This is a genomic window from Streptomyces sp. NPDC056231 (assembly GCF_048270745.1).
Classification (GTDB): Bacteria; Actinomycetota; Actinomycetes; order Streptomycetales; family Streptomycetaceae; genus Streptomyces.
In genome coordinates this window covers 21,766-44,700 of record NZ_JBLVKW010000066.1, presented here as the reverse complement: position 1 = coordinate 44,700, position 22,935 = coordinate 21,766, and the positions used below count along the sequence as shown (strand labels likewise).

Sequence of the window (22,935 nt, the reverse complement as noted above, 5' to 3'; positions counted from 1 at the left end):
ATCGGCCAGATCAGTCCGATCGCCTACGAACAGAGATCCATTACGCTGACCACGGCCGCATAGGAATCGATGTCCACGATCCAGGGGGAAGCCCCCAGCTCCGTGGCGCCTGCCCATTCAGTTATGGCAGCACCATCAACTTCGGCGAGCGAATCGTGCCCGAGTCGGAGATGACGGCGTTCTGTGTGTTCGCGCCGATGGCCCTCGGCAGAGAGGACTACCTGGGCATCGACGTCGGCGTCCCGGGACACGAGGGTCACGACGTGATCAACATCCAAGGGATGTACCCCATCCACGAGGTGGAGCGGCAGTTCATCAACGAGCACGGGCTTGAAGCCTTCTGGAAGAGCGATTGGGAGCCCTCTGACGTGCTGCGTCGCCCCGCAATCTGATCTGGGGAGAACAGCCTTGATCTCCATGACTCATAGCTGAACAACATCAGGTGAGCAGGACTCGCTTGCGAAGGAGTGCGAAGCCGGCTCGGCCGAACATCTGGCGCTTGAGCATCTTGATCCGGTTGACGTGCCCTTCGACGACGCCCGAACTCCAGGGCAGGTCAGGCCGGCGATAACGGCGTCGCGGTCGCGTTCAATTCCTGCGGTGAGGGCGTGGAGGTTGGGCAGGTCGTCGCTGCGAACGGCTTCGATCCACTGCGGAAGCCGTTCGCCCTGGCGTTGGGTCATCATCTCGGCGAAGGACCGGACATGCCGGGTCAGAGGCCACTCTCCGAGGTGCACTGAGCCTCTACGCGCACCACCTCACTGGTGACCTCAACCGACAGCACAGAGACGTCCAGCGACGGGAACAGCAGGCTCTCCAGCCGTAACAAGACCTTGTCCACGGCTCAAACTGTCAGCCAGACCCACCGGGGCACTGATCAGTTTCGGGCAACCTGACGAAGACCCTCATGAGGTCATCCATCACTCAAAGTGCATGCTCCACAGAAGTTGTGCCAGAACCTGAGTTCGGGCAGCGCCTGGTGATCAAGCCGCCGACCGAAGTTGACGAGTTTTGACAGCACCAGGCTCCGTCGGGGTCTGCCAGGCCCGCAGAGTGCTGTCAGCGGCTGGGGCTAGGGTCCCTGATGTGAGTGACTACTACGACCTGTTCCTGGCGGTGGACCTGCCGCCGGACCTACCTGAGCCGGTGCTTCTGGAACTGAGGTGGCTCCTGGGGCAGGCGGACATGCCGACAGAGTTGAAGTCGACCGACTGGGAGTCGTGGGGCGGTCCCTGGCAGGCCTTCGACGGCGGCTCGGCGAGCCACTCGTTCGACGGGGCCGATGTCTCCCTGCTGGTCCGTGCCACGGACAGGCCGAACCTGGACGGCAGCGAACCGTGGGCCCTGACCGTCCGGACGTGCGTCCACGAGGACGACTTCGGGGTGATGATGGACGTTGTTGGGTGGCTTCTTCGACACGCGACCACGCCAGGGTGGGTCGGGTTCGTCCGTGACTCCGGCCTGGGCCAGGTCCAGCATCTCGTGCGCCACGAGGATGGCTTCGATCTTGTCGATGTCCGCCCGGCCGGCCAGCAGAAGCGTGTTCCCTGGTCATTGCGGTAGCCAGGGGGTGTGGCCGGGCAGGTCACGCGGTTCCGCTCCCGGCAGGGTCCGGTCCCGCCCGCTCGGCGGTCCGCGAGGTGAGGATGTGCAACGCGTCGTCTCCGAATGCGGAAGTCGGTTTCCTGGAAGGTCAGTTCGCCCACGCGGACGACGAGTTCGTGGGGTCCGTTCTCGCGCGGATCCCGCGCACGTGAGAGATGCCGGTGAAGTCCGGGATCTGGCCCGAGGGCGGCGGGGCCCAAGGGCTCCGCCGCCCCTGCGAGGTGTGTCAGCGGACGGTGGCGCGTGCGGCCCGCTCAATGACAGCGGCGACGAGGTGGGGGTGGGAGACGGCGACCGAGTGGGAGGCGGCGACCTCCGTGGTGTGCGCGTGGGCGCGCTTGGCCATGAAGCGCTGGACGGCCGGGGGGATGTTGAGGTCGCGGGTGGTGACGATGTCCCAGCTGGGCTTGGTCTCCCAGGCGGCCGTGGTGGCCTTCTCCTCCAGGGCGGACTGGGCGATGGGGCGCTGCTCGGCGGCCATGAGGGCGGCCTCCTGGGCGGGGACGTCCGCGGCGAACTGGTGACGGAACTTGTCCTGCTGGATGTACAGGTCGGCGGCGGTCGAGCCGTCGGCCTGCTGGTAGGTGACGGGGTCGAGAGCGTCGGGAAGGGTGGAGCCGGGGTACTTGTTCGTGAGCTCCAGGGCGCTCTCGCCGGTGGCCGGGAGGAAGGCGGCGACGTAGACGAGGGCCTTGACCTGCGGATCGTCGGCGGCGGCCTGGCTGATGACGTTGCCGCCGTAGGAGTGGCCGACCAGGATCTTGGGGCCCTTCACATGGTCGAGGACCGTGCGCAGGGCGGCGGCGTCCGAGGCGGGACCGCGCAGGGGGTTGGCGGCGGCGATGACGGGGTAGCCGTCGGCGCGCAGATCGTCGATGACGCCGTTCCAGCTGGAGCCGTCGGCGAAGGCGCCGTGTTCCAGGACGATCGTCGGCTTGGCGCTCCTGTGGGTCTCGACGGTCCCGGTCGCGCCGCTGGCGCTCCCGCTGAGGGTGAACGCGCCGAGCGCGAGCCCCGCCGTGAGCGCCGAGAACACACCCGTCACCAGTCGCTTGCGCCCACCCTTGTTACTCACCACGACATATCCCCTTCAGGCACTTCGACAAGGGGTGGACCGGCCTCACCGATCGAAGTCACCGCCTTGACTGGTGACGAACTTGTCATATGGAGTCGTCACCTGTCAAGGCGGTGACGGAAGTTGATTGCATTTCCGGCCGCTGCACGGGGCTGGGTATCGCGCGGACGACCACGGATGGGCAGGTGAGAGGACGTGGCTGACGTCGAGGGGAAGGGCGCGCCGCCGGCTGGCGAGCGGTGGCTGCTTCCGGGGCATGCAGGAGGTGAATCGGTCGCTTCCCGGGGTGAGGCGAACCCGTGCGGGCCGTACCGGCGACGACGGCAGGTCCCTTCCGACGCCGGGGCCTCCGGACAGCGGTCGGAGGCGGTGGGGCCCGAGGCGGCGCTCGCCGACCGGGGTGTCGGGGGCGTTACGGGATGCGCAGCCTGGGCCTGGTCGGAGCGTCAGGGCTACCTCCAGCGCTGCCCGGACGGCTGCACCTGCCACGTCCCACGCCCGAACCGGCACCGCACCTGCCCAGACACGACGGCGGGGCCTGAAATCCGGCTCGGCCGGGAAGAGCATCGCTCTTCCCGGCCGTGTGTATGAGCCCTGCGCACACGTGTCACGGCGCAGGCGTGAGGGCGTTGAGGGCGGTCATGTTCCCGCCGTGCCCGTTGACGATCAGGATGCGGGAGAAGCCCGCCCGGATCACGGAGCGGCAGATGTCCCGCAGCAGCGTGGGCAGCTGAGCGTGAGGGTGCCACCGAAGGGCATGTGGTGCTCCGACAGTCAGGTCGGGACCGAAGGCGTCACCACCACGCCGGTGTGCTCCCGGGCCAGCGCCGCCAGAGCACCCAGTTCGGCGGCGGTCAGACGGTTCCACTGGACTTCGCTCATCGGGGGACTCCTCCTCGGAGTGGCCGATGCGGGATGCGGGCCACCACGTCGGTGTCGGGCGGGGCTCAGAAGTGATCGACGTCGACCACTGCCTGCGCGAAGGCGGTCGGCGCCTCCTGCGCCAGGTTGTGACCGATGTTCGTGATCGTGCGGTGCTCGTAGGCACCGGTGAAGTGACCGCGGTAGGCGGAGCCGTCGCCGGGCGGAGTGAAGGGGTCGAGCGCGGCGTCGAGGGTGATGGTGGGGACGTTGATGTTGGGCTGGGCCGCGAGCTGCTTCTCATAGCGGTCGTAGCGGCGTTCACCCTCGATGAGACCGATGCGCCAGCGGTAGTTGTACAGCACGATGGCGGCGTAGTCGGGGTTCTTGAACGCCTCGGCGGTGCGCAGGAACGTGGCGTCGTCGAAGTTCCAGTTGGGGGAGACGAGGGTCCACGTGTAACGGCACAGCGCGATCCGCTTGTCGACATCCTCCATGGCCTTCTTGCCGCGGTCGCTGGCGAAGTACCACTGGTACCACCAGTTGTGCTCGACGGCCGGGGCGGCGGGCTCCAACTGCGCCTTGCGGTCGGTGATGAGGTAGCCGCTGGTGGAGATGAGGGCCTTGACGCGTTCGGGCCACAGGGCGGCGATGATGTCGGCGGTTCGCGAGCCCCAGTCGAAGCCGGCGAGAACGGCCTTCTCGATCTTGAGTGCGTCCATCAGGGCGATGATGTCCAGGGCGATGGCGGACTGCTCGGCGGTACGGGGGGTGCGGTGGGACAGGAAGCTGGTGCTGCCGTGGCCGCGCAGGTAGGGAACGATGACGCGGTAGCCCTGGTCGGCGAGGAGCGGGACGACGTCGACGAAGCTGTGGATGTCGTAGGGCCAGCCGTGCAGGCAGATGACGACCGGGCCGTGCGCGGGGCCCGCCTCGGCGTAACCGACGTTGAGAACACCTGCCTTGACCTGCCTGAGCGTGCTGAAACCGGTGTGGGTGCCGGGGGTGACGGCCGGCACTGTGGGGACGGGTGCGCCCCCTGGCTCGTGCGAGGTGGTCGCGGCGAACGCGTTGTTCTGCAGGCCGGACAGCGTGACCGCGGCTGCACCGGTGCCCAGGCCCACGGCCTTGCTGAATATACGCCTGTTGATCATGGGAATCCCTCCGTCGTGCGTTTCCGGTGACCGGTTCGCGCCCAGGGGACCTCCCGCTCGCACCGGCGGTACGAGATCACCGCGGCGCCTCGGCGCGATGACTTGCACACTCGGTTAGTCACCTATCAAGCAGGTGACTAAAACGTGCTCCGGTGAGCCGAGGGGTAGGTTCACAACTGCTTTTCTCAGGGGCGTCGACTCCGATGCCACATACTCTCGTCCAGGCGAAAGCAGAGAAACATCAGTCATTTGACGGTGCGGCGCGGACAGCGCGACGCATGTGTGTGAGGTGTCTGTCCGCCGCCCGGCGCCGTCACATGGGTACGCCGGGCAATTCCCCTCGTCCGTACATGGGTATGCCGGGCGGTTCTCATTGGCGCGGGGCCGGCGTTCTTCCCCGCGTAGCGATGGGAACCGCCCGGCATACGGCCGAGGCAGCCTTCCCGTCGGCTCGCGTCAGCTGCCCTGTCCCTCCTCGAGCCTGGCCAGCGCGTCGCGCAGTGCGGCGTGGGAGGTGATGCCGAGTTTGGGGAAGACTCGGTTGGCTTCGTTCACGTTCAGCAGCAGTTGGCGATCAGCACGCGCGCAAATGTTCATGGGAAATGACGGCACTGTCCTCAGTGAGGGCGTTCGCGCCGACCACGGGGATGACCGGCACCTCCGGGGAATCAGGCACGGTAACCTCGGCCCATGTCCGAGATATCGGTGGCGCACTTCTACGACGAACTGGCCGACGACTACCACCTGATCTACTCAGACTGGGACGCAAGCATCCGTCGGCAGGGGGACGCCCTGGACGCCCTGATCGACCAGGATCGTGCGGCGGTGCTCGACTGTTCCTGCGGCATCGGCACGCAGGCCATCGGCCTGGCGCTGCGCGGGCACCGCGTCACCGGGACCGACCTCAGCCCCCGCGCTGCCGCCCGCGCTGCCCGTGAGGCCGCCCGCCGGAGCCTGAGTCTGCGAACGGCCGCCGCCGACATGCGACGCCTCCCGTTTCCTGACGGCCGGTTCGACACCGTCGTCTGCGCCGATAACTCGCTGCCTCACCTGCTGGCTGAGCAGGATGTGCACACCGCCCTGGCCGAGATGCGCCGCGTGCTGCGTCCCGCCGGCCTGCTATTGGTCAGCACACGTCCCTACGACGACCTGCTGAGCGACCGCCCGGCTTCGACGCCTCCACAAGTCCACCGGACCACCGACGGCGCCGACGGCGGGGAACGAACCGTCACCTTCCAGCTCTGGCACTGGCACGATGACGGCGAGCACTACGACTTGGAGCACTTCCAACTCCTTCCGGCAGGCGGAGAATGGCGCGTCCAGGTCCGCCGGACCACCTACTGGGCACTCGGCCAGGACCGGCTGGCCGGCCTCGCGGCCGAGGCCGGGTTTGTCGCCCCCGTGTGGCGGATGCCGCAGGAGACTGGCTTCTTCCAGCCGGTGCTCGTGGCCCGCGCTGGTGAGTAGGTGATGGTTCCACCGCCCGGCGTGGGACGGCAGGTGTCAGCCGGCCCTGGCGGGCTCTTGGGCTCGGGTGCCGGCAAGGCGGTAGGAGGCGGTGCCTGTTTCGATGATGGTGCCGTTGAGGGTGAGCCGGTCCACGATGGCCGCGCAGAGGCGAGGGGCGGTGAAGGTCTTGGTCCAGCCATCTGGGGCCGGTCGAGGCCGCATTCGGCGTCCGACTGGTCTGCCCGGTCGACGAGTTCGACGCCTCCCGCCATGTCGGAGACGGCTTTTCCGCGAAAGATCTTGCTGGCTCTCGCCAGCAGGAGGCGCGCGCCATGTGAGTTGCGCGGGACACGCGTCACCGACTCAAGATCGCTCACGGAATGTGTGCCAGAACCGAGAACCGAGAGCACCGGTAAGAGAGTGTGGGCGTGTCGGAGGTCAGCGGCACAAGTGGACCGGGCGAAAGTAGGCAGCTGCTGCGGCTCGGTTAGCGTGGGCGCATGGTCCGTCTCAAGGAGCCACAGTTGTCCGGGCTGGGACAGAACCCAGCCGCGCCGATTGACGCTTTGGTGCGTTTGGCCGCGCACGAGGCGGGCCGGCACGGGCTGGAGCTGCGCAAAGGACAGCTGCCGAACCAGGTGGTCGAGGCCTTGCTGACATACGGCGGTAGCGATTCGGCAGTGCTCCTGAACGGAACCCGGGTCTCCCCGACGATGCGCTGCCGGATCGCCGAGCATCCCGACCCGGCGATCCGTGATGCCCGTGCGGACTTCATCCGGACCATGGTCGAGCGCGAGGTCCGGCTGGGCGGCATCGAGGACCTGGTCGAGGCCTACGGCCGGCCGCCGACTGAACTCGCGGCCACCTCCGACCCCAAGCTGCGCGCGATGGTCGCGCGGACCTGGCGGGAGCGGCCGATCGCCGTACAGTTGGCGCTCCTCACCGATCCCGACCCCGAGGTGCGGGCCGCGGCCACCCAGGACAAGCACCCAGGTGTCCCTCCGGAGTACTACGAACGCTGCCTCGCCGATCCGGTCGTCCGGGCCAACATCGCGCGTCATATCCCGCTGACACCCGAGCAGTTCGACCGGTTGCTGGCGACCGGGGAGGAGACGGTGCTGCACGCGGTGGCAGGCAACCCGCACTTGACCGTCGACATGGTGGCCCGCCTTCAGGACAGTGCGGACCCGTCCGTGCGCGTTGCGGTGGCCTACAGCCGCCATGTCACCCCCGAGACCCGGGACCGGCTGCTCGCACTGGTGGAAGCCGAGGACGCTGCCGGCAGTGACGACGCCGCTGTCGCTCTCCGCTGGTCGCCCTACACGCCGAGCTGGCTGCGAGACGCACCCCTCGCCGAGCGGCTGGCCTACCTCGACTGTCCCCACACGATGTTCCGGAAGGTCCTGGCCACAGGGCGGGACCTGCCGGCGGAGGCCTGGCAGAGGCTGGACGACGACCCGGACGTGTCCGTCCGCCGCGCAGCCGCCCACCGACCCGACACACCGCCCCATATCCTGCTGCGGCTGATCCGCGCCCACGGCGAGCGCTCCCATGTCCGGCCCCTGCTGGTGGACCACCCCAACTTCCCGCGCCAAGAGCTGCGCGGCCTCGTGGACGAGCCGAACCCGAGGACGCGCCTCCTCGCCCTGAAGGATCCCGAGCTGCCCGTCGCGGAGCTGCGGCGGTTCGGGGACTCCGCGGAGGCCTTCCTGCGCGCGGGCGCGGCCCGGCATCCCAACGTCGGCGCCGACCTGCTGGAACGACTGCTGATGGACCCGGATCCCCACGTCGTCGAGGACGCTGCGGCCAACCCCGTGCTGCCGCGAGCACGGATGGATCGCATCATCGCCGACGCCGGCCTGTGACGGAACACAACGACGGAACACAACGACAGTCCCGAAGCAAGCACCCAGGCGCTCTCAGAACTCAGGTTCTGGCTCAACTTCTGTGGAGCTCGCTGGATCGGTCGCTGCCGCGACGGCGGCTTCAGCCCCTGACATGCAGATTTCCTGAGCCAGCCACCCTGGCCGGCTCATCTCCGGCGCCGACACCACAGAAGTTGAGCCAGAGCCCGAGAAATGACGTGAGAACCCATCCTTGGACCTCGATTGATCTCCTCGCGCTCGCCCGGTTTCATCGCGGTGAGTGCGGACATTGCCGAGCACGACCTCAGTCGGACAGCGCGACCGGGGACCACATGCCGAACCACTGCTCGGCGCCCCAATCCTCGTACCGTTGCACCTCGGTGAACCCCAGCTTCGCCGCGAGGCGTATCGAGCGCTCGTTGGCGGTCTGGGTGGTGAGCACCACCGGCTCGCCGGGCAGCGCTCCGGCGCACCAGTCGAGTGCCGCCGCGCACGCCTCCGCGGCGTACCCGTGTCCCCACGCCTGGGGCAGGAACATGTAGCCGAGCTCGGCCTCCGAGGCCCCGGGGCGGACGTGGACCGGATGCTTCGGGTCGCGCCGGTCGAGCGTGACGATCCCGATCATCGCCCCGTCGAGATCGACCACGAAGAGGCCAGGGCGCCGTTTGGGCGCCTCGGGCACCGCACGCTCGAACTCGTCACGCTGTCGAGGGCCACCGATGTAGGTGCCCACCTCGGGCGAGGTGAACAACTCGATGACCGCCGCACGGTCCCGGGCCTCGGGCTCACGGAGCACGAGCCTCTCGGTCCTGATCGGGGCAGGCGGCCAGGCGACGGGTCCAAGATCAGTCATGCCGACCAGCCAATCAGCAGGCTCGGTAGCGATCAAGACTCGCGGACCGATCAACCCACCTGCCCGGGCCCGTCCTTCTTCTCTCACATCCGCTCCAACGAGCCACAGCCGCACTGCTTCGCCCTGCGGGTTTAAGGATGGGTTCTGACGTCATTTCTCGGGTTCTGGCTCAACTTCTGTGGAGCTCGCTGGATCGGTCGCTGCCGCGACGGCGGCTTCAGCCCCTGACATGCAGATTTCCTGAGCCAGCCACCCTGGCCGGCTCAGCTCCGGCGCCGACACCACAGAAGTTGAGCCAGAGCCAGAGCCAGAGCTCAGCGACATCGCCTACCTGGAGCCCTGGGTGCTCTCGCCATCCAGCGACAGGTGCTCTCCCGACTCGGTTCTGGCACACATTCCGGGAGCGATCTTGAGTTCGGCCTCACCGGACCCCGATGACGCGTGGCCCGGGCAGCTCACATGACGCGCGCGGCTCCTGCTGGCGAGAGCCGGCAAGATCTTTCAGGGAATGTGTGCCAGAACCACTACTGCTCGATAAAGCCAACCCGGTAGGGGCGGGAGCTGACGGTGTGCGGCGACAGGTGCATCCGTTGGCCGATCTCCTTGTTGGTCGGGCCGATGGCTGCGAGACCGGCGATCTGGCTCTCCTGCCACAGGACGGTTCGCTCAGCTGCGCCGACGCGGTAGTGCAGGTCCAGCCGCCGCCGCGCTTCCTCGTCCGGGAGAGCCCTGACCGGCGATGTTTTCGACGTAGCGGTGCAGGGCGACGGTGACGGGTGCTTCGCGCAGGCGTGCGTCCTCGATGGCTTCTTCGATGGCGGTCACGCGGGATTCGTAGATCGCGGCGAGGAGTTCCTCGCGGGAGGCGAAGCGGCGGTAGACGGTGTGCCGGTCCATGCCCGCTTCGGTGGCGATGCTCGTGCCCGGGTCGGCGGCGAGCATGCGGGCTCCGGTGGTCAGGACGGCTTCCAGATTGCGCGCTGCGTCGGCTCTCATGAGTCAACGCTGAAGCGGAGGATAGAGGCCTTCTCGCCACGGTTATGTGTAGCTAACAAAGAAAAGTGCTACATTGACGTGACAGTTAAATGAGTCGTCCAAACGGACCGAGAGCACCGGAAGAGAGCACGCACATGATCACCTACGACCGGCTTTTCATCGGGGGTTCCTGGGTCGAGCCGAGCGACCCTGAGCTGCTCGACATCGCCTCGCCGCACGACCAGTCGCCGATCGGCCGTGCGGCACAGGCCCGGCCGGCGGACATCGACCGGGCGGTGGCGGCGGCGCGCGCCTCGTTCGAGACAGGTGTGTGGCGGCTGACCCCGCCGGCTGCGCGGATCGCGGTCCTGCGGCGGTTCAACGCTCTGCGCGAGGAGAGCGCGGAGAAGGTCGCCCACCTGATCTCGCTGGAGAACGGCTCGGCCGGATGGTTCACCCGGGCCGGACAGCCCAGTCTGACCCGGCAGGCGAACGCCTACCTCAAGGCGGCGGAGGAGTTCCCCTGGGAGGAGACTTTGGTCGCCTCCGACCCGGCTTCCCCGGTGCGCAGTGTGGTCCGCCGCGAGGCGGTGGGCGTCGTGGCCGCGGTGATCCCGTGGAACTCGCCGTTCTCCTCGGCCACTTCGAAGATCATCCCGTCGCTGCTCGCCGGTAACTCCGTGGTTCTCAAGGTGTCCCCGGAGAACTCGCTGAGCATGGGCTTCCTGGCCGAGCTGCTGGAGCAGGCGGGTCTGCCGGAGGGCGTGATCAGCGTGCTTCCCGCCGACCGGGAGACCAGCGAGTACCTGGTCTCGCACCCGGACGTCGACAAGATCGCCTTCACCGGTTCGACGCGCGCCGGCCGCCGTATCGCCTCGATCGCGGGCGAGCAGCTCAAGCGGGTCAGCTTGGAGCTGGGCGGCAAGTCCGCCGCCATCATCCTCCCTGACGCCGACGTGGAGAAGGCAGTCGCAGGCCTGAAGTTCGGCTCCCTGCTCAACAACGGCGAGTCGTGCATCGCGCAGACCAGGATCCTCGCCCCGCGCAGCCGGTACGAGGAGGTCGTGGCCGGGCTGAAGGAGCTGGTGGAGTCGTTGAAGGTCGGGGACCCCAATGACCCGGACACTTTCATCGGCCCGATGATCCGTCCCGACCAGCAGGAGCGGGTGCGTCACTACATCCAGCGCGGCATCGAGGAGGGCGCCCGTCTGGTCACCGGCGGTTCGCAGATCCCCGAGGGCCTGGAGAAGGGCAACTACGTCACGCCCACCGTCTTCGCCGACGTCGACAACTCCATGCGGATCGCGCAGGAGGAGATCTTCGGCCCGGTCCTGGTGGTCATCGCCTACGACGACGAGGACGACGCCGTCCGCATCGCCAACGACTCCGAGTACGGCCTCTCCGGTGGCGTCTGGTCCTCCGACGAGGCTCACGCCCTGGCGGTCGCCCGCCGCGTCCGCACCGGCACCATCACGGTCAACGGTGCCTCCGTCGCCTTCGACGGTCCGTTCGGCGGCTTCAAGGCCAGCGGTATCGGCCGCGAGTACGGTGCGGTCGGTCTCGGCACCTACACCGAGTACAAGACCATCACCATCTGACCCGGCAGACGCTCCGGCGCGGCGTTTCCGGCTGTCCACTCTCCACCGGCTGTGTCCGCCAGCGGCGATGCCGCTCACCGCGGCCCGGTTCGCGCGGCGCGTCCCGTGCCGGAATCGGTCATATGACTGTGATGGTGGCGCTCGGCTGCCCCGGGGCCATGACCATGGCCGCTGCGGCGTCCACGCTGACCGAGGTGCCGGAACGTGCCACGGATCCCGCCGCGAACGCGGTCCCTCCGGTCCCTGAACCGCCCTCGCACACCGGGTGCCGCGCGTTCCGGTCCTGCCGGGTGACAGTCAAACAACGGATCCATGGCACACCCGGTGGTCTCGACAATGTGGACGCTGGCGACAACCGGGAAAGGAACCACACCCCGTGACGATCATCAACAGCCCGCTGCCGGACAGAGAACGCGAGATCGCGGGAAGAGCGCTGCAGGCGACCCTCGTCGACCTGCTCCACCTCTCCCTCGTGGCCAAGCAGGCGCACGGGAACCTGTACGGCCCGCGCTTCCGCTCCATTCATCTCCAGCTCGACGAGGTCGTCACCTCCGCACGCCTCTACGCCGACACCGTGGCCGAACGTGCTGCCGCCACGGGGGTCAGCCCGGACGGACGGGCCGCCACCATCGCGGGGACCAGCGGCGTGCCTGCCTTTCCGTCCGGCTGGACGAAGGACGTCGACACCGTCGAAGCGCTGGTCCGGACGTTCTCCGCGGTCGTCGAACGGGTGCGGGGAGGCATCGAGGAGACGGGCCCGGCGGACGCCGTGACCCAGGATCTGCTGATCGGGCTGACCGCCGACCTGGAGAAGCAGAGTTGGATGTTCCAGGCCGAGAACCGGGCCTGAGGAACGCGTGCCCCGCAGTGGGTGAACCGCCCTGCGGGGCACGTGTGCGTGGCAGTCCGGAGTGCGGCGCTCTCAACGCCGACGACGCGCCCGCAGAGCCGCTGCCTTGGCGCGGTTCCCGCAGGTTCTCATCGCGCACCATTCCCTCCTGCGCCCCCGGGATCGATCGAGGTAGACCTGTGTGCAGTCGGGATGTCCGCACTCACGCAACAGGGCCGACTCCTCGCCCGCGAAGACCTCGACAGCCTCGCGGGCGAGATCGGTCAGGGCCTGGGAGGCCGTACCGAGACGTCTCGCGCCCCCCGGACACAGGCACGTGACCACCGGCGATCCGGCGGCCTGCCGGTTCACCACCGTGACCGCCCAGCTGGGCAGGGGGCCGCCGTCGATACGGGACCGGGCCAGCGAGTAGATGGCCTCCCGCAGGTCCAGAGCCGCGCGCAGGTCAGCCGCGTCGGAACCGGGCTCCTCATCGAGCAGCCTGGACTGCGCGAACCAGGTGTCGAGTCGCCCGGGGGTGCCGATCCGTTCGTCGGGAGTCTGCCCGCGACGCGCCTGCAAGGTGCCTACGAAGTCGAGGGCGGTCGTCCCGCACGGAAACACATGTCTCACATGACCTCCTGACAGGTGGCTGAACACACCTCAAGAGTAACCGTCTTGACAGGTGATGCACATACGTGGGAATCTCTCGTCACCGGCCAGAACAGTTACTTCTTGGTGAGGAAAGCCCCCATGGCAGTTGTACGGTTCCACCTCGTCTCCACGCTCAGCCCGAAGGATGTGCTGGGAGTGCTGACCGACTTCGGCCCTTCCCGGGCGGAAGCCTGGCCCACGATCGACGCCGGACACTTCGAAGTCCACGACCTCGGCGACACCTGGGCAGAGGTCACCGAGGGCACCGCCGCCGCCTGGGAGCGCGCGCGCTACGAGTGGACGCCGGGGGGTGACACGGTCACCATCACCACCCTTGACTCCAAGCTCTTCGGGGCCGGTGGTGGCTGGGTCTTCCGGATGACCCCCGAAGCCGGCGGAACCCGGGTCGACGTCGAGCTGACGCGGCAGCCGAGCACGTTCAAGGGCAAGATCCTCGCCTCGCTGCTCCCCGTCGTCGCTCCTTCGTCCCTGCGCAAGTCCTTCGCGGGCCCCCTGCGAGCCAGCTGACCCGCTCCCGCCGCCCGCAGGTCCCCAGGGTCACCGCAGCGGCGGTGCTCACCTCGCGAGGGCCGGCCATGTGTGCGGCCGGCGCTTCCGCCGAACGGGGAGTGGGGGACGCGTGCCCTGTGCATACGTGTTCGTCGAAGTCTCGGTTCGCCCGAACATGTGTGCCAGGTCTGCGGCGTATTCCGCTGAAGATACATGTACGTCATTGGCTGTTCCTCGGATCATGTTTCGGACCCGGATCACGCGGGTGGGTGGGGTGGTGGTGCCGGGGTGTCGCGGTCGATCCTGCTCACGTCCGTCACGTGATAAGGCCGGGAATCCGTGGACACGGACCGTCAACTGACTGATGTCGAAGGCCTGATGAGAGCCCAGGGTGGGAACCGGGGGTCGGTGGCGTCCTGCCGTCGGCTCGCCCGAATTCAAACCCACACCCCATTTCGTCACCTGCCTAACCGGTGATAAGGCCTGGATCAGTCTTCGGTGAACCCGAGGCTGCCTCGGGTTGCACACCCAGGGCACGGAGGCATGCACACGGACATCGTCCGCGTGAGCCCGTCGCCCAAACCCCCTGTCCTGCTCCGCTGCCGTACACATGTGTCGCCGCGCGGCCAGGCACCCCCTACTTCTTGGATGGATACCCATGAGACGACTTCTGACTGTCCTCGCGGCCGGTGTGCCGCTGGCTGCGGCGGTGTACCTGCCGACCGCATCGGCGGAACCCCAGAACCCCGCCGCGTCCACGCCGGTCAGCTGCAGCACCGTGCCGGTGGAGGCCCCGGCGGGCACCGAGGTGGAGTCCGTGACAGCGGTCCGCCAGGTAGGCGGCACCATCGACGGCACCGGGATCCTGGGTGGTACGGTCTCCGGTGTCCCCGCCTTCTGCGAGGTGACTGTCACCCTCACCCACCCGGGCGACGACGACCACGCCAAGGTGCGGACCTGGCTGCCCGAACAGGGCTGGAACGGCCGCTTCCAGGCGCTCGGAGGCAGCGCCTATCTCGCCGGGGACAACGGTGTCGGTCTGGGCACCGCGGTCAAGAACGGCTACGCCGCGACCAGCACCGACGCCGGCGTCGGTGACGCCGTGGACGTCAGCTGGGCGCTGGACGCCAAGGGGCAGGTCAACACCGCGCTGCTGACGAACTTCGCCTCCCGCTCCCAGCACGAGGCGGCCGTCGTCGGCAAGCAGGTCATCGCCTCGGCCTACGCCAAGCCTGCTTCCTACTCCTACTTCACCGGCTGCTCCACCGGCGGACGCCAGGGCTACATGGAGGCCCAGCGCTACCCCGACGACTTCGACGGCATCCTCGCCGACGCGCCCGCCGTCAACTGGGACGAGTTCGAGGTCGCCACCCTGTGGCCGCAGGTCGTCATGAACAACGAGAAGACCTACCCGGCCCCCTGCGAGCTCGCTGCCTTCACCGACGCCGCCGTCAAGGCATGTGACTCGCTCGACGGTGTCAAGGACGGCCTGGTCAACGACTCCGCGCGGTGCGATTTCGACCCCCGCCGCCTGATCGGCACCAAGGTCGTGTGCAAGGGCAAGGAGCTGACCATCACCGCGGCCGACGCGGCTGTGGTCCGCAAGATCTGGGACGGCCCGCGCACCACCTCGGGCACGAAGCTGTGGGCCGGCGTCCCGATCGGGGCCGACCTGTCGGCGCTGGCGGGTACCTCCGACCCCGACGCCGACGGCAACGTCAAGGGCGTGCCCTTCCCGGTGCCCCAGTTCTGGGTCTCGTCGTGGCTGAAGAAGCAGCCGTCCTTCGACGTCTCGACGATCACCTACAGCCAGTTCACGGAGCTGTTCAAGCAGTCCGAGGCCGAGTACGACAAGATCATCGGCACGGACGACCCGGACCTGTCCGACTTCCGCACGTCCGGTGGCAAGCTCCTGACCTGGCATGGCGAGGACGACCAGTACATCCCCACCCAGGGCACGGTGCAGTACCGCAAGCAGGTCGAACGGGAGCTGGGCGGCTCGAAGAACGTCGACGACTTCTACCGCCTCTTCCTCGCCCCGGGTACCAACCACTGCGGTCTCAACGGCGGTGACGGTTCGGCCGACGGCCTCGCAGCCCTGACCGCCTGGGTCGAGCACGGCAAGGCGCCCCAGACGCTGCCTGCCACGCTGACCAACTCCGCCAATGAGCAGGTCGACCGCGACCTGTGCAGCTACCCCCAGATCTCCCGCTACAAGGGCTACGGCGACCCGGCCGCCGCCTCCAGTTTCCGGTGCGTCGCCCCGTTCCAGCACTGACCGCGCCGCCGACGACCCGCTGACCTGAGAAAGGCCGAACCTTCATGAGTACGCAGACCTCGACGCCGTCGGACCCGGCGGTGACGGACGGACGCTCCTCCCTGCTGAGGCTGTACCTGGGCCGCGGCGTCCTCGCCGTGGCGTGGGCCCTGGCGTTCGCCCGAGCCCACGAGGACATCGACGCCGTGGCGGTCACGCTGCTGGTCGTCTACCCGCTGATCGACGCGGTGTCCTCGGTGATCGACTACCGGGCCCTGCCCGACGGGTCGGAGCGCCGGGTCACGGCGTTCAACGGGGTGCTGAGCACGCTCGCCGCCGCCGCGGTCGGCATCGCCGGCACAGGCGGTGTGGCGTCAGTGCTCCACGTGTTCGGTGCCTGGGCCGTCCTCTCCGGCGCGGCCCAGGTGGTCGTCGGGCTCCGGCGCCGCGGCCCCGAGCTGGGCAAGCAGTGGCCGATGCTGATCGCGGGCGGACTGTCCTTCCTCGTCGGCGTCTTCTACAACATCCAGGCCGCGGGCGACGATCCGTCGCTCGACGTGCTCTCGGTCTATGCCACGGGCGGCGGGGTGTTCTTCATCGCCCAGGCCGCGCTGCTGGGCTGGAAGACTCGGCAGCTGCGCAGCCGGACCGTCTGACCCGCCGTACCTTCCCGGTGCCGTCCCGGCCCGCGCCCTGTGGCGCGGGCCGGGACTTCGTGTCGTTCCGGACAGGCCCGGCCATCAGCGACGCGGCAGCGCACCGGCAGGGACAGCACACCGCGGAACATGCCGGAGCCGATCCACTCCAACGAGTCCACCGGTGCGGCGAGTTCCGGTTTTGGGAAGCCGGGTCAGCAGGGTATGCAGGGCGATGGCCGTTTCCATCCGGGCGGGCGGGGCGCCTGGACAGTGGCGGGTGCTGTGTCACGTCGAGTACGCCGGGATCGGCGTCCTCGGCCTACGGGTCGTCGCGCCCGGCCGATCCGAGGGCGACGATGACCCACCCCACGGGGGATGCGGACTCCGTCCGGTTCGAGGTCCTCCGCCGCGTAGCTGCTCGTGGCGCGTGCGACGGCGGAGGTCTCGGGGTGCAGGAATTCCTCCACCGCACCAGACACCAGCTCCGGCTGCTTGCGCAACCACCCGAGCTGCTCGGGGTGGTGCAGCAGCGTCAGCGCGGAGTTGCTGCGGCAGATCGACGGAACTCTGGTGGCCCGCGACGATCAGAAGCCGGCGGGCTCCTCCTCGGACAACCGGCCGTCCGGCCCGTCGTGGACGGCGACAAGGTCGGAGGGCGCGTCGTCCGGCGGGGCGCACTCGTCCTCGGTCGCGGCCGGCCAGCAGCCCGTGCAGACCGGCCGGCGCGTGTCCGTTCCGAAGGCCGGACCCAGGTGGTGGCCGATGACCAGTCAGCCCTTGAGACCGAGGTGGAGACGGGCAGGGTGGATGGGGCTGGGCTCTCACAGCCGGGCGTGCTGCCGGGGCGCGTCCGTCCCGAAGGCCGGACCCGGGCTGATTCTGCCGTCCTGACACGGGCACTGCTCGTGGCCGCCCAGGGGACACCTCTCACGTTCCGGCGGTCTTGTGCGGTTTTCCGAGGGCGGCCGGGTGGCGCCCTCGGGCCGTCGCCCTGCGAACTAGCTCGCTCCGGAGCAGGGACCCTGCCCGCCTCACACGGGAACGCGGACACGCCACAGGGGCATGCGCGCCGCGCATGCCCCTGTGGCGTTCGGGGGAACTCAGTTGTCGCTGTTGAAGATCGTCAGCACGCGCAGCACCTCCAGGTAGAGCCACACCAGCGTCAAGGTGAGACCGAAGGCGGCCAGCCACGCCTCCTCGCGCGGGGCGCCGTAGGCGACGGCGTCCTCGACCTGCTTGAGGTCCAGGGCGAGGAAGGCCGCGCCGAGCAGGATGCCGACGACGCCGAAGACGATGCCCCGGCCACCGCTGTTGAAGCCGAGGCCGTTACCCGCGCCGAAGGCGGAGAAGAGAAGGTCGGCGAGGAGCAGCAGGAGGAAGCCGGTCGCGGCGGCGGCGACGAACCCGGCGAGCCGCTGGTTCACGCGGATCCAGCGCATCCGGTACGCGATGAGCACACCCGCGGAGACCGCGAAGGTGCCGAGCACCGCCTGGACGATGACCCCCGGTGAGATGTACGTGGAGACCGTGCTGGAGAACACGCCGAGGAACACCCCCTCGAACGCCGCATAACCAAGGATCAGCGCCGGTGTCGGTGTCCGCTTGAACGACTGGATCAGCGACAGGACGAACGCGACGAGGGCGGCGCCCACGGCGATGCCATAGGACCGGGCAAGGTTCGCCTCGTCGACGGGCAGCAGGAGCCACGAAAGCACGGCTGCCAGGGCCACGGTGCCGAGGGTCGTCGCGGTGCGGACGATGACGTCGTCCATGGTCACCGCACTCCGGCCGGCCCACGCTCCGGTGTCCGTGTCCGTCTCGGCAGCGGGGGCGTAGGGGTTGGTCCCGTAGCTGCCCGTCAGCCCGCCGCCGACCGCGGTACCCAGCGGCTCGCGCGGGTACGCGCCCGCCGGGCCGGCGTCACGGTTCGCGCCACCCAAGCGGGAGAAGATCGGGTTGCTGGTCCTCACGTCATTCCTCCTCGTCCGCCGCACTCGCGGCCTGCCGCACAGCGTTGTCGTCAGGGCGTCCGCGGTGGCACACGTGTGACCGTGGAACATCCACCGGGGCGACGACTGCAACCCCGTTCGTCACCACTCTGACAGGTGACGGAATGGGAAGCAAGTTCCGCAGCGGCCCGCCCTCCCTGCCGGGGCAGGGCATGCAGTCATTCGGACGGCATGCCCGGTTCGTCGAGCAGTTCCATGAGGAAGCCGTCCCAGTTCAGACCGTCCATCTCCGCCTCGGCCGAGACGATCCGGTAGGTGGCGTCGAGCCACTCCGCCAGTGCCGCGGTGGGCAACTCGAACAAGGCTTCCACCTCCTGAGACTCCAGGAGCAGCCACGACGAGGGCTGCTCCCTGGACAGCGTCGGCCACATCCGCACATCGCCGGCCCCGCTCATCGACGTCACTCCGCGGTACAGGAGTTCACGGCCCAGGTGCCAGATGAGACTGGGCCCCCGTTCCGCCAGGAACTCCACCGTGATCACCGCGGCCACGTCCGGGTCGAAGCAGAACTTCGCCCGCATCGGCAGCCGGGTGAATTCATCGAGCATCTGGTCGAGATCCAGAAACAGGGAAGGCACGAGTGCGGGCGTCGAACGCGCACGCAATGGCGGCTGATCACGATGCATGACGGGAGTTCCCCTCCGTTGGACGAAGTCTGCGAGCTCCACTCTTCGCCCGGGGACGGACCCCGCACATCGGTCAGTTGACGGTCGAAGGCCGGGGCGACGCCCGGCGGTTGACGGTACCGGCACGTGCGGTACGGATTGCCGAGGGTGTCCCGTAAGTCAATTGGCTGCCGCGTCCGGGAGGGCCGGGCGGGAAACCGGTCACGCCGGAGGCCCTGCTTCCGGACGTGCGGGACGAATGCCTTGGTGAGGGCGATCAGGCCGAAGACGCTGGTCTGGCGCTGGCGGTGGGCCTGCTCCACGGTGGTGGCCTACAGCGGGGCGGCCTGGTAGTGGCCGGCGTTGTTGACCAGGGCGTCGACCCGGCCGAACTGCTGGACAGCGAGATCGGCGAAGCCCAGATCTGCGTCCTCACCCGTTGACGTCCAGGAGCAGGGGGGCGCATGTTGGGCAGGTGGTCGTGGACGGCCAGATTGCCGTCCTTGCGGACGGTGGCGACAACGTTCCGGCCTTCGGCGGCGAACCGCTCAACGCCGCTGGCGGTCACCGGCTCGGTGATTTCCGCGCTCGACGTGATCATGAGCGTCGCCACCGTGCCTGACAAGGCGGAGATCGGTCTGCTGTGTGAGAAGGCCGAGCCTCACCTCCAGCTTGCCCTGGGGCATCCGGCTACGGGGTGAGGCGGACGAGGAGTTCGCGGCGATTGCCGTCGCCCGCGGGCTCACCACCTCCTCACCCGTCCCGGTCCGGACGCGCTTCAGGCGGTCCGGCCGGTGAGCGGGAGGTGAGCTAATGTGCGACATCCCGTGAGTTCCTCTGACCTCCGTTGCGTCCCCGCCCCCGTGGCCAGGGGGTTCTTCCACGTTCAGGTGTCTTGTCATCGAGTGACGTAACTTCGGGATTATTGAAGCGTTCTCACCGTGTCCGACTGGCGTGCAGTCGGGCTGAAGGTGAGGAGGCTCGGGTTGGCGTTGGCGGTCGTACGGGACCTGCGCGAGATCCGGGCGCCGGTCTCGACGGAGGAACTGGAGCAGTTCGAGACCGATGTGCTGGCCGGGTTCGTCCTCGCACGAGCCTCGGCCGGGCTGGCGGACGGCACGATCCGCGGCGATGTCGGGCACCTGGAGCAGATCCGGTTCTGGTTCGGCCGGCCACTGTGGGAGATGGAGCCAGCCGACGCCGACACGTACTTTGGGAAGGTGCTGCGAGGCTCGCCCAGCGGCACCCGACTGGCTCGCTCGCAGGCCCTGAGCACGTACTTCCTGTTCCTGGAGCTGCGGCACAAGATCGAGATCCACCGGATGACCGGGCGCGTGGTCGAGTGCCCGATCGACGAGATGAACCGGCCTCGCGGCTCCAAGGACGCCCAGCTGCGGATCCCGCCGGCCGAGCGGGAGGCCCGGCAGCTGTTCACCGGCTGGGCTGGCGGGCTGGCCACGTGCCGGAAGTTCGCCCCGACCGCCCGGAACTATGCCGCCTCAAAGCTGATGTCCGAGGTGGGGCTGCGGGTGAGCGAGGCCCGCAAGCTCGACCTGTCGGACATCAAGTGGAACCTGGGCCGGTTCGGCAAGCTCCACGTCCGCCACGGCAAGGGTGCCCGCGGCTCCGGGCCACGCGAGCGGATGGTGCCGCTGATCAACGGGGCGGACCGCACCCTGCGGTGGTTCATTGAGGACGTCTGGGGCCAGTTCGACGACGACCACACCCGCCCCGGCGCCCCGTTGTTCCCCTCCGAGCGCAAGAACGCCGACGGAACCGCCCGCCAGGTCGGCGACGACGCCTTGCGCAACGGCCTCGCCGACGCGGTCAAGGCCCATCTGCCGGGCTGGACGGACCTGCTCACCCCGCATGTCCTGCGGCACTTCTGCGCGTCCCAGCTTTATGAGAACGGCCTCGATCTCATCTCAATCCAGGAGGTTTTAGGGCATTCGTGGATTGCTACGACGATGCGATACGTCCATGTCCACCGCACCCGGGTCGAGGACGCCTGGGTTGCCGGGACCGAGCGGGCCGCGAAGCGGCTGGAAGGGCTGATCCAATGAGGTGGAACCTGCGGCTGACCGCCGCGAACAAGGGCATCTGGAAGGCGTCCGAACTCCAACGGAGCCTGGCCGAGCACGGGTTGGTCATTTCGGCGGGGAAGATGTCCGGGCTGTGGTCCGGGCAGCCGGTCTCCCTCAAGTTGGAGGACCTGGACGTGATCTGCGTCGTCCTGGGCTGTGAGATCGGCGACCTGCTGATCCCCGAACCGCAGAAAGTCACCCGCCCCGGCCAGGACACCGATGCCCGGCAAGCGGCCACCGGCTCCTCGGGACCGGCCCCGACGGTGGTTCCTCGCCGCCGTGATGGTCGGTCCCTTCCTCCGATGTGACCCATGGACCCGAGTTCCTGCCCGCATTGCCTGTCCTGGGGGCGCTTCTTCGAGCCGCGGTGCTCAACGTGTTCCTCGTTCGCCAGCCGCTGGAGGGTAGGCATGTGCGCCGGCTGCACGCGCCAAGTGCCCCTGCGGGCGGAGTACTGCCGTCTGTGCTGGGTCCAGGCGAGAACGGAGGCCGTCGGGACTGGCGACAGCCCGGAGTCCTTCCTGCCTCACCTCCGCCACCAGCAGTTGTTCTTCTACGGACTGACAGCCCTCTGGGACCGGCGTCCCAAGCCATCGGCAGTCAAGTACGGTCGCCGGGGCCGGCCCCGGCGACCCGATCCGGCCCCTGCACCCCCTCCGTCCGCGGTCTGGTGCCAGCTCGCGTTGTTCGAGGCCCGCCGAGACCTCACGGGGCGGGCCAGCGATGAGGACGCTCGCCGCGGCAATCCCTGGCTGGCCTGGGCCCGTCATAGCGCCCACCGCCTTGGCGAGGCCCGCGGCTGGCCCCGCAAGACGCGTCTGAACGTCGACCAGGCCCTGATCACCGTCCTGACCGGCCATGTCGAGGGCGACGTGGTCCGGTACTCGGAAGTCTTCCCGGTGCTTCGGCTGCGCGGTCTGAGCGTCGGGCGGACCACGGAAGTGCTCGACCACATCGGTGTGTTCCTCGACGACCGGCCGTCGTCGTTCGAGCTGTGGCTGGAGTCCAAGCTCGACGGTCTCGCCACCGGGATCGCCTACGATGTCGGAGACTGGGCCCGGCTGCTGCACGACGGCGGCCCCCGTTCCCGGGTCCGCCATGCGGCGACGGTCTGGAACTACCTCAACCGGATCCGGCCCGTGCTGCTGGAATGGTCGGACCGCTACGACCACCTGCGCGAAGTCACCCGCGACGACGTACTCGCTCACCTCGAAACCGTGCAGGGCTCGCAACGGCAGGCCACGATCATCGCCCTGCGGTCGCTGTTCGGCCGGGCCAAGAAGAACGGCACCATCTTCAGGAACCCGACCAGCCGCATCCGGGTCGGCCAGCGCGAGGAAGGCGTCATCCAGCCCCTGGAGCCTGAGCACATCAACGGTTCCATCGCCGCCGTCACCCGTCCCGCCGACCGGCTGATCCTCGCCCTCGCCGCCGTCCACGCGGCACGGCCTGCGGCGATCCGCCGCCTCCGACTCGACGACCTCGACATCGGCAACCGGCGCCTGTCCATCGACGGCCGCACCCGCCCGCTGGACGAACTCACCCTTCAAGTCGCCCGGGAATGGCTGGATTTCCGCCGCTTCCGCTGGCCCGACACCGCCAACCCGCACCTGCTGATCAACAAGCACACTGCGCTGGGAGCCGGCCCCATCGGCAAGAGTTCGGTCGCCGGGCCAGCACTGCACCGCCAGACCGCCACCCTGGAACGACTCCGCATGGGCCGTCAGCTCGAAGAAGCCCTCGCTCACGGCCCCGACCCGCTCCACCTCGCCGAGGTCTTCGGCCTGAGTGAGAAGACGGCAATCCGATACGCGAACTCCGCCCGCGCTCTTCTGGAGCGGGACCTGGAGTCCCACCCGTGGCTTTGTCAGTGACAACCGACTCCATCGGTAGGTCTGTGTCGACTCCACTTCG

23 protein-coding genes and 4 pseudogenes are annotated in these 22,935 nt (G+C 68.6%); 14 read left to right on the top strand and 13 right to left on the bottom strand.

Translation table 11 applies throughout. The features are described from left to right. Positions 1–392 (top strand): annotated as a pseudogene (locus ACNPQM_RS33975) (hypothetical protein); the annotation flags it as partial. A gap of 46 nt (positions 393–438) precedes the next feature. On the opposite strand, the pseudogene ACNPQM_RS33970 reads toward ACNPQM_RS33975, so the two are convergent. Together ACNPQM_RS33970 and ACNPQM_RS33965 are read right to left on the bottom strand one after the other, a co-directional pair. Continuing rightward, positions 439–605 (bottom strand): annotated as a pseudogene (locus ACNPQM_RS33970) (ISL3 family transposase); the annotation flags it as partial. A gap of 107 nt (positions 606–712) precedes the next feature. Continuing rightward, entirely contained in the window at positions 713–841 is a 129-nt protein-coding gene (locus ACNPQM_RS33965; RefSeq protein WP_418086986.1) for a hypothetical protein, read from the bottom strand. A 245-nt stretch (positions 842–1,086) separates the two neighbouring features. Between ACNPQM_RS33965 and ACNPQM_RS33960 the strand changes: the two genes are divergently transcribed. Then, positions 1,087–1,563: a hypothetical protein gene (locus tag ACNPQM_RS33960; protein ID WP_418086985.1), complete on the top strand. Its 477-nt coding sequence runs from the start codon at positions 1,087–1,089 to the stop codon at positions 1,561–1,563. A gap of 268 nt (positions 1,564–1,831) precedes the next feature. Here ACNPQM_RS33960 and ACNPQM_RS33955 read toward each other — a convergent pair whose 3' ends face one another. The 4 genes from ACNPQM_RS33955 to ACNPQM_RS33940 form a co-directional block, all read right to left on the bottom strand. After that, the gene (locus ACNPQM_RS33955) at positions 1,832–2,683 is read right to left on the bottom strand and encodes an alpha/beta fold hydrolase (RefSeq protein ID WP_418086984.1); all 852 of its coding nucleotides are present in this window, start codon (positions 2,681–2,683) and stop codon (positions 1,832–1,834) included. Between the two features lie 604 nt (positions 2,684–3,287). Next, positions 3,288–3,377, bottom strand: coding sequence for a hypothetical protein (locus ACNPQM_RS33950; RefSeq protein ID WP_358861047.1), 90 nt, complete (start codon positions 3,375–3,377; stop codon positions 3,288–3,290). 250 nt (positions 3,378–3,627) lie between these two features. Next, positions 3,628–4,695, bottom strand: a complete 1,068-nt coding sequence (locus tag ACNPQM_RS33945; protein ID WP_418086983.1) for an alpha/beta fold hydrolase — start codon at positions 4,693–4,695, stop codon at positions 3,628–3,630. 456 nt (positions 4,696–5,151) lie between these two features. Next, positions 5,152–5,292: a hypothetical protein gene (locus ACNPQM_RS33940; protein WP_418086982.1), complete on the bottom strand. Its 141-nt coding sequence runs from the start codon at positions 5,290–5,292 to the stop codon at positions 5,152–5,154. A 93-nt stretch (positions 5,293–5,385) separates the two neighbouring features. On the opposite strand from ACNPQM_RS33940, the gene ACNPQM_RS33935 reads away from it, so the two are divergent. Continuing rightward, positions 5,386–6,162 carry a class I SAM-dependent methyltransferase gene (locus ACNPQM_RS33935; RefSeq protein ID WP_418086981.1) on the top strand — a complete coding sequence of 259 codons (777 nt, stop codon included), beginning with the start codon at positions 5,386–5,388 and terminating at the stop codon, positions 6,160–6,162. Between the two features lie 36 nt (positions 6,163–6,198). On the opposite strand, the pseudogene ACNPQM_RS33930 reads toward ACNPQM_RS33935, so the two are convergent. Then, positions 6,199–6,342, bottom strand: a pseudogene (locus ACNPQM_RS33930) (AAA family ATPase); the annotation flags it as partial. Between the two features lie 302 nt (positions 6,343–6,644). Between ACNPQM_RS33930 and ACNPQM_RS33925 the strand changes: the two are divergent. Continuing rightward, positions 6,645–8,009: a hypothetical protein gene (locus tag ACNPQM_RS33925; RefSeq protein WP_418086980.1), complete on the top strand. Its 1,365-nt coding sequence runs from the start codon at positions 6,645–6,647 to the stop codon at positions 8,007–8,009. Between the two features lie 304 nt (positions 8,010–8,313). Here the strand turns inward: ACNPQM_RS33925 and ACNPQM_RS33920 are convergent, their stop codons facing one another. From ACNPQM_RS33920 to ACNPQM_RS33910, 3 genes and pseudogenes are all read right to left on the bottom strand, one after another. Further along, on the bottom strand, positions 8,314–8,862 hold the full coding sequence (locus tag ACNPQM_RS33920) for a GNAT family N-acetyltransferase (RefSeq protein WP_418086979.1): 549 nt from the start codon (positions 8,860–8,862) through the stop codon (positions 8,314–8,316). 524 nt (positions 8,863–9,386) lie between these two features. Continuing rightward, positions 9,387–9,482, bottom strand: coding sequence for a hypothetical protein (locus tag ACNPQM_RS33915; protein ID WP_418086989.1), 96 nt, complete (start codon positions 9,480–9,482; stop codon positions 9,387–9,389). 118 nt (positions 9,483–9,600) lie between these two features. Next, positions 9,601–9,804 (bottom strand): annotated as a pseudogene (locus ACNPQM_RS33910) (TetR family transcriptional regulator); the annotation flags it as partial. 188 nt (positions 9,805–9,992) lie between these two features. Between ACNPQM_RS33910 and ACNPQM_RS33905 the strand changes: the two are divergent. Next, positions 9,993–11,435: an aldehyde dehydrogenase gene (locus ACNPQM_RS33905; RefSeq protein ID WP_418086978.1), complete on the top strand. Its 1,443-nt coding sequence runs from the start codon at positions 9,993–9,995 to the stop codon at positions 11,433–11,435. A gap of 376 nt (positions 11,436–11,811) precedes the next feature. Continuing rightward, positions 11,812–12,285 (top strand): Dps family protein, encoded by a 474-nt coding sequence (locus ACNPQM_RS33900; protein ID WP_418086977.1) that lies wholly within the window; start codon positions 11,812–11,814, stop codon positions 12,283–12,285. 72 nt (positions 12,286–12,357) lie between these two features. Here the strand turns inward: ACNPQM_RS33900 and ACNPQM_RS33895 are convergent, their stop codons facing one another. Beyond that, positions 12,358–12,897, bottom strand: coding sequence for a CGNR zinc finger domain-containing protein (locus tag ACNPQM_RS33895; protein ID WP_418086976.1), 540 nt, complete (start codon positions 12,895–12,897; stop codon positions 12,358–12,360). A gap of 120 nt (positions 12,898–13,017) precedes the next feature. On the opposite strand from ACNPQM_RS33895, the gene ACNPQM_RS33890 reads away from it, so the two are divergent. The 3 genes from ACNPQM_RS33890 to ACNPQM_RS33880 all read left to right on the top strand — a co-directional run bounded on the left by ACNPQM_RS33890 (position 13,018) and on the right by ACNPQM_RS33880 (position 16,341). Beyond that, complete coding sequence (locus ACNPQM_RS33890; RefSeq protein WP_358861039.1) at positions 13,018–13,446, top strand: hypothetical protein; 429 nt, start codon at positions 13,018–13,020, stop codon at positions 13,444–13,446. A 640-nt stretch (positions 13,447–14,086) separates the two neighbouring features. Then, positions 14,087–15,706 (top strand): tannase/feruloyl esterase family alpha/beta hydrolase, encoded by a 1,620-nt coding sequence (locus tag ACNPQM_RS33885; RefSeq protein WP_418086975.1) that lies wholly within the window; start codon positions 14,087–14,089, stop codon positions 15,704–15,706. Positions 15,707–15,750: 44 nt separating this feature from the next. Further along, positions 15,751–16,341: a DUF308 domain-containing protein gene (locus tag ACNPQM_RS33880; protein WP_358861037.1), complete on the top strand. Its 591-nt coding sequence runs from the start codon at positions 15,751–15,753 to the stop codon at positions 16,339–16,341. Positions 16,342–17,423: 1,082 nt separating this feature from the next. Here the strand turns inward: ACNPQM_RS33880 and ACNPQM_RS33875 are convergent. Continuing rightward, the gene (locus ACNPQM_RS33875) at positions 17,424–18,293 is read right to left on the bottom strand and encodes a Bax inhibitor-1/YccA family membrane protein (protein ID WP_418086974.1); all 870 of its coding nucleotides are present in this window, start codon (positions 18,291–18,293) and stop codon (positions 17,424–17,426) included. 197 nt (positions 18,294–18,490) lie between these two features. Next, positions 18,491–18,910: an SsgA family sporulation/cell division regulator gene (locus ACNPQM_RS33870; protein WP_418086973.1), complete on the bottom strand. Its 420-nt coding sequence runs from the start codon at positions 18,908–18,910 to the stop codon at positions 18,491–18,493. Between the two features lie 275 nt (positions 18,911–19,185). On the opposite strand from ACNPQM_RS33870, the gene ACNPQM_RS33865 reads away from it, so the two are divergent. From ACNPQM_RS33865 to ACNPQM_RS33845, 5 genes are all read left to right on the top strand, one after another. Next, positions 19,186–19,380 (top strand): hypothetical protein, encoded by a 195-nt coding sequence (locus ACNPQM_RS33865; RefSeq protein ID WP_418086972.1) that lies wholly within the window; start codon positions 19,186–19,188, stop codon positions 19,378–19,380. A 60-nt stretch (positions 19,381–19,440) separates the two neighbouring features. Then, complete coding sequence (locus ACNPQM_RS33860) at positions 19,441–19,638, top strand: hypothetical protein (RefSeq protein WP_418086971.1); 198 nt, start codon at positions 19,441–19,443, stop codon at positions 19,636–19,638. A gap of 285 nt (positions 19,639–19,923) precedes the next feature. Beyond that, the gene (locus ACNPQM_RS33855; protein ID WP_418086970.1) at positions 19,924–21,000 is read left to right on the top strand and encodes a tyrosine-type recombinase/integrase; all 1,077 of its coding nucleotides are present in this window, start codon (positions 19,924–19,926) and stop codon (positions 20,998–21,000) included. Continuing rightward, positions 20,997–21,329 (top strand): helix-turn-helix domain-containing protein, encoded by a 333-nt coding sequence (locus ACNPQM_RS33850; RefSeq protein WP_418086969.1) that lies wholly within the window; start codon positions 20,997–20,999, stop codon positions 21,327–21,329. Before ACNPQM_RS33855 ends, ACNPQM_RS33850 begins: the two co-directional genes overlap by 4 nt. 375 nt (positions 21,330–21,704) lie before the next feature. Beyond that, a complete protein-coding gene (locus tag ACNPQM_RS33845) occupies positions 21,705–22,895 on the top strand; it encodes a hypothetical protein (protein WP_418086968.1) in 1,191 nt (396 codons plus the stop codon). Positions 22,896–22,935: the final 40 nt, after the last annotated feature.